The sequence below is a fragment of the Zhongshania sp. genome, from assembly GCF_041623545.1.
Taxonomy (GTDB): domain Bacteria; phylum Pseudomonadota; class Gammaproteobacteria; order Pseudomonadales; family Spongiibacteraceae; genus Spongiibacter.
In genome coordinates this window covers 1-5534 of sequence record NZ_JBFJWS010000213.1, presented here as the reverse complement: position 1 = coordinate 5534, position 5534 = coordinate 1, and the positions used below count along the sequence as shown (strand labels likewise).

The following is a 5534-nucleotide window of genomic DNA, read 5'->3' as shown; positions in this document are numbered from 1 at the left end:
GATAACCGCGCAGGTCCAAAGCACCGCCCGCTGGTGAGCGAAAACCAAGGCTATTTCGTTGCTACAGTCCATGTCAAGACTCGCATTAATCTTGGCGTAGGCCTTCTGAGGTAGAGGCGCTGGGTCCGCTCAAATGGACTTAATATGGGGTTAAAAAGAATTTTGCGCGCACTTACAATGGCTTTTGGCGGGTAACTCTTTGATTTATATGGTGCGCCCGAGAGGATTCGAACCTCTGACCTCTGCCTCCGGAGGGCAGCGCTCTATCCAGCTGAGCTACGGGCGCGAAATGGGTACTTCACGAAGCGCGACACTATAACAGAGAGGGTTTCCCGCCTCAATCAGCCTCGCCTATTTACTTATCAATATTGGTCAAAATCCGATTTGAGACCAAAACGTGACCATTTTGTGACCACGCCAAATTCCAGCTATGAGAAAAACCCCAATTTACGACTGTTGCCCTCTCTGCCCAGATGCCAGTTTAAGTGAGTTTCAGCCACTCTTTGAGGCTGTTGCCGATATCGACAATTTCCTCATTGCAGACTTCGTGCTGCATGGGATAACTGAGGTATTTTGGCTTATAGCCCATGCTTTGCAAAATTTGATTAGCAGTATGCCCCATCGATTCCTGCACCATAGGGTCTTGGGTGCCATGAAAAATATGAATCGGCAGCGATTTATTCGCGTCCGAGAGCGTCACTTCCTTGGCCGTTGCGAAGTAGGTCGACATGGCCATTAAGCCCGCCAAGGGCTTAGGGTAGGAAAGAGCTGCGTGGTACACCACGGCGCCGCCCTGACTAAAACCCGCCAACACAATACGCTCGCTCGCTATACCGGCATCCAATTCCCGTTGAATTAACTCTCTCACCGCCGCGGCAGACGACTCTATTTGCACTAGGTCGATTTCGCGCTCTATCGACATAGCAAGTATGTCGTACCACGCCGGCATCACCATGCCGCCATTTATCGTGACAGGAATCTCTGGAGCATGGGGGAAAACAAAGCGAACACCGTGTTTTTCTGGCAAACCAAGGTAAGGTACCACTGGAACAAAATCGTGACCGCTGGCACCCAGCCCATGCAGCCAAATCACAGTAGCGTCGTGCGCGCCTTTCGGTTCTATTACTTCACATTTGAGCAAGGTCTTACTCCTTAGCGTTTATATATTGCAATAGAATATCACGCTCAACCGCCTCAAGCGCCCACATCGTTAAACTGGCCGAATAAAGAGACCACACTATTGCAGGAATGTATTCTACATGAGTCCATTCCATGATTTTAATTGCCGAACATCACTTTTAGCGATATTCAATTGTAAATTAAACTGTAAATGAAAAGCGCCCGAGCCAGCTTACTATAAAAGCGTTTTTGAGAGCCGATCAGTGTTAAGTGCTATACACCAATCGTAGCTTGTTCGACCTAATCATAGATATTAAAAGCAAGGCGGGAAAATTGTTGATCGCGTACCATAAATGGGTCTTCAGGTTTCATCCGAAATAAAGTATCTAGCATCACCGGTGTGTGCAGAGATGATTAAAATTCCAAATCGCCACGCCCTAGAATGTCCTTAGACTCAGCCTTGACCAAAACATACATATTCTGAAAATTTTTAAGCAAATACCGAAAGGTAACTTTTAACTCAACACTTTACGGCGATGTTTATTTTCCGCATTAGCACCCGCCGCTTTACGAAGGACATCTTCTAAAACTTCTAAATACGCAGAAAAGTCCTTTCGACCAGAATTACTTAGGTAGACTCGAGTTTGTGGTCTACGACCATCATGCCCCTTTACCACGTCGAGATAACCCGCATCCTCGAGTACTTGCATATGGCGATTTAGATTACCATCCGTTAGCCCACACAAGGATTTTAAATCAGAAAATGTAAGGCCATCCGGAGTCCCCACAAGGGAGCTAACGATCCCTAGTCGTGCCTTTTCGTGGAAAATCCTATCTAAACCACTGTAAGCAAAGGGGGCTTCTGCTTTACTTTTGGACACTTATTACTCCTTCTGACCTACGCAAAATTATTGCAACAGCTATCTGGCCGCCCCCCAATGGTACTCCGACCATCCAATGTGAAACCGCCTCGGCCTGCACACCGAGCATCATCACAATGGCGCCCCACAAGAAAAACCATGCCGAAGCAATTATAATTGCGTGAGGTAGTATGGTCATCATAGAAAAGCCAGCCATGCCAATAAACATCAGCCACAGCCCAGGCAAAAGCATGATACTTTCGACTGAAAAATTACAAACGATCCAACTTATAGTGCCTCCGGCAGCGAAAAACGGAAAAACACGATGCAGAGCAGCGGCCAGCATGTATGGAGCTCTTTTGCCATGTACTCGATAAGCCCTTACTGTGGTACTTACGGTGCCAAATAAAGTCATTAATAACAAATAGCCGCCCCAGAAAAGTACAAAGCGACTTGGCTCAAGCAAAGTCTTTTGGTCACTAAAAAAAAGCGTTACTAAAATTGTAAAGAAGCCAGTCAACATATTAGAAATAGGCGCTATACCCGAAAATCGAGTGCTTCCAGCCACCTGCGCACGGATGCTAGCTATCTGCGATAGAGCATGCTCAACATCTGTCATAACCACCCCAACTTGCATTTTCACTTTGTAAGGCAGAGTATTTCTATAGCTTCGCCTTGTCAATGCGGCCAAGTAGATCACCCCGTGACCTTCCATTAACTATTTACAAAGAGACTCACTATGGAATTTTTCGATCTAAGCGAATCAATAATTTTTATGATTCCGAAAAATACAGCTCGCGAAAAGTGACATCCAACTGGCAACACTAAATTTAAACGTATCGGGTGAGCTACATGGTCGAAATACGTGCTATCTCTCAATCAATTTCGACGATTAAATTGTTGAAATTAGACAAACAATTATATTGGCGTACAGCTCCGCTTATTCCATAAGCGATGAGATGACCGCTCGTGTTCAGAAGTCTATATACTATATCCCCTACTGCGGTTTGACATGGAAACTCTCTATGCTATTTGACGAAAATGAGAAGAAATTGCTCTCGCTGACGCGCAATGACCCCAATCAGTTACTGGCCTCCTATGCTAAAACCGATTTTGAACTGGATGGTTTGGAGTGGCCGTCAGTCGAACACTACTATCAGGCAATGAAATTTGACGACGCCGACTATCGCGAACAGATCCGCTTAGCTCCTCACCCAGCTGATGCAGCCAAACTCGGCAAGAGTCGGCGCCATCAGCGCCGCAAAGATTGGAAGAAAACGAGCGTGACTTACATGACCCGCGCCACCTACATTAAATGTCGCACTCATGCGGAAGTAGCTCAATTGCTATTGGATTCCGGCGACATGGAAATTAAAGACCTTAGCCAATACGACTATTTTTGGGGCAGCGGGCGCGACATGCGTGGTGAAAATACATTTGGCAAGATGCTGATGGGCGTTCGAAAAAAATTGAGGGAGGAGCTACATAAGTAATAAGCTGTTACGAGACATCGCGATAACTACAGGCACAGAGCTAATTAGTGTTTCCGCTCACTAAATGCTGTTATTCCTGCAGACTCCTCGCAACGCACCGTAAAGCAAAAATAATGAAGGCGAAGAGAACCAAGTTCAGATTTTTTATTACTGCAGATTCGCAGTGGATAAACTCGCAGCAGAATAGCGACTTCTATCCGAGACCCGGTAAACGGGGGGGGCCATAAATACGGTGATCAGTCGCCTTTAAATCTCAGGCTGCCGAAGCTAGTACGATTTTCGGTCTGCCATTACATGTAATGCTTTAGCTCATAAAGAAGCGGTAGTAGCTTCCATCTGTCGTTGTGCAGTCCTAGAAAAGCGGGAGGAATTGACCGGTATTCTGCGACCGCTCACATCCTAGACACTCCCTTAGCGATACTTGTCGCCCGTGGACAATATTGGCGGAGTAAGCTAATAACTCTAGGGGCCCGCCACACTATCTTTAGCGGTTGTACACCCGACAATAAAATACATAGGGAAATCAATGAGCAAGCACTCACATACACCGCGTTATACCAAGACCTGCTGCACATTGCTTTGCATGCTGATTACTGGCGTAAACGGATCGGCATTGGCTGCCAGCCCTCGAGTAATCGAGGAAGTGATTGTTACGGCCAACAAAAAGGCCGAAAGCGCTCAGGACGTGCCCTTATCCATATCGGTTATTAGCTCAGATTTCATCCAAGAATCCGGTATTGCTGATGTCAGTGAAATTACTCGCTACATACCCAACGTCACCTTTGATGCCTCGCTGGCGCTATACACCACGATCACCATTCGCGGCTTCGGCACACCGCCATTAGGCGTTGGCTTTGAACCGTCGATTGGCTTAGTCATTGACGATGTACCCTATGGCCGCTCAACCTTTGCCCAGGATGCCGTGTTTGATATCGACAGACTGGAAGTCCTGCGTGGCCCCCAAGGCACCCTATTTGGGAAAAACACCTTAGGCGGCGTATTAAATTTTCACACCATGGACCCGACCGCCGAGCCAGAGGGATTCATCAAGTTCGGCCGCGGGGAAGATGTTAAAAGTAGCACTGTAGAGGCGGCCTTGTCTGGCCCGCTGATCGGCGACAGTCTCCTCGCCCGCATCGCCATGCGTGTCACCGCCGCCGACACCTTGGAATTTAACAGCACCCGCAATGAACAACAGACCCAAGACGACAAAGCCCTGCGCCTGAAATTAGCGTGGCTAATTAGCGATACGCTTTCCGCCAACTTTACTGGCCTCTACGCAGAGTCCCTGACCAAGGGCTATACCCAGTCTTTAACCAAGGCCAGTGAGCGAAGCCTGCGGGTATTTCGCGAATACGACCCCAAAGTTGAAGCAGACGCCTACGACCAAAATACCTCCACCGACTCACCAACTCGCTCAGACCGAGAAGTCCAAGCAGCATCACTCAGTTTCACCTGGCGGCCAGATAGTTTATTCGGTATTCAGGCTCCGGAACTCACCACCATTGCAGCCTGGTCTGAAGTCATCATTCCCTACTCATTAGACGTTGATTACTCCCCAGTAAACTTAGTGGCCTTTAATGAGCCGCCCGATGGAAACCCTTACTCATCTACCTCACTGGAAGTGAGGCTCGCCGGTGAAATAGCACCGCCGTTCGACTGGGGAGATAGCCTCGATATGGTGGTTGGTGTATTCGCCCAGCATTCTACCAACAGCGTTTTCCAAGAAATAGATGTCGATCTAAACGGCCTTATTGCCTTTGGCCGTGCCGGCGCCATCGTGCAAAACTTTCAGTTCCCCGTTGACCCAGTGCTACTCGGTCTACCGGTAGACACCAGCGGCTTAATTATTGGCGGCTTTGAGCGGGAGCGCTATATTTCTGGAACCGACGCCGAAACAGACTCCTTCGCGATATTTTCCCAATTTAACTGGGCGTTTACCGAGCGCTTAACCGGCACTTTTGGCTTGCGCTACGGTGCCGACGAGTCCAGCGGCGCCTCTTTCTCGCAAGTTGCCGACGGCAATAGCATTTCTGGTGGGTCCTTGAATCAGCGCAATTTC

At 48.2% G+C, this 5534-nt stretch carries 5 protein-coding genes and 1 tRNA gene; 2 read left to right on the top strand and 4 right to left on the bottom strand.

Annotated features, from left to right (window positions below; genetic code table 11):
* Positions 1 to 209 precede the first annotated feature (209 nt).
* The 4 genes from ABYT30_RS14750 to ABYT30_RS14735 form a co-directional block, all read right to left on the bottom strand.
* A tRNA-Arg gene (locus tag ABYT30_RS14750) sits at positions 210 to 286 on the bottom strand.
* Between the two features lie 195 nt (positions 287 to 481).
* A complete protein-coding gene (locus ABYT30_RS14745) occupies positions 482 to 1141 on the bottom strand; it encodes an alpha/beta hydrolase (RefSeq protein ID WP_373079040.1) in 660 nt (219 codons plus the stop codon).
* Between the two features lie 493 nt (positions 1142 to 1634).
* Complete coding sequence (locus tag ABYT30_RS14740; protein ID WP_373079038.1) at positions 1635 to 2000, bottom strand: transcriptional regulator; 366 nt, start codon at positions 1998 to 2000, stop codon at positions 1635 to 1637.
* Entirely contained in the window at positions 1987 to 2670 is a 684-nt protein-coding gene (locus ABYT30_RS14735) for a hypothetical protein (RefSeq protein ID WP_373079036.1), read from the bottom strand. Before ABYT30_RS14735 ends, ABYT30_RS14740 begins: the two co-directional genes overlap by 14 nt.
* 334 nt (positions 2671 to 3004) lie before the next feature.
* Between ABYT30_RS14735 and ABYT30_RS14730 the strand changes: the two genes are divergently transcribed.
* Entirely contained in the window at positions 3005 to 3472 is a 468-nt protein-coding gene (locus ABYT30_RS14730; protein ID WP_373097298.1) for an NADAR family protein, read from the top strand.
* Between the two features lie 526 nt (positions 3473 to 3998).
* The coding region (locus ABYT30_RS14725; protein ID WP_373097296.1) for a TonB-dependent receptor at positions 3999 to 5534 on the top strand (1536 nt) is incomplete at its 3' end.

Excerpts from the sequence above, each read along its gene's own strand:
- ABYT30_RS14730 (WP_373097298.1), top strand. The coding sequence starts at position 3,005 with ATGCTATTTGACGAAAATGAGAAGAAATTGCTCTCGCTGACGCGCAAT.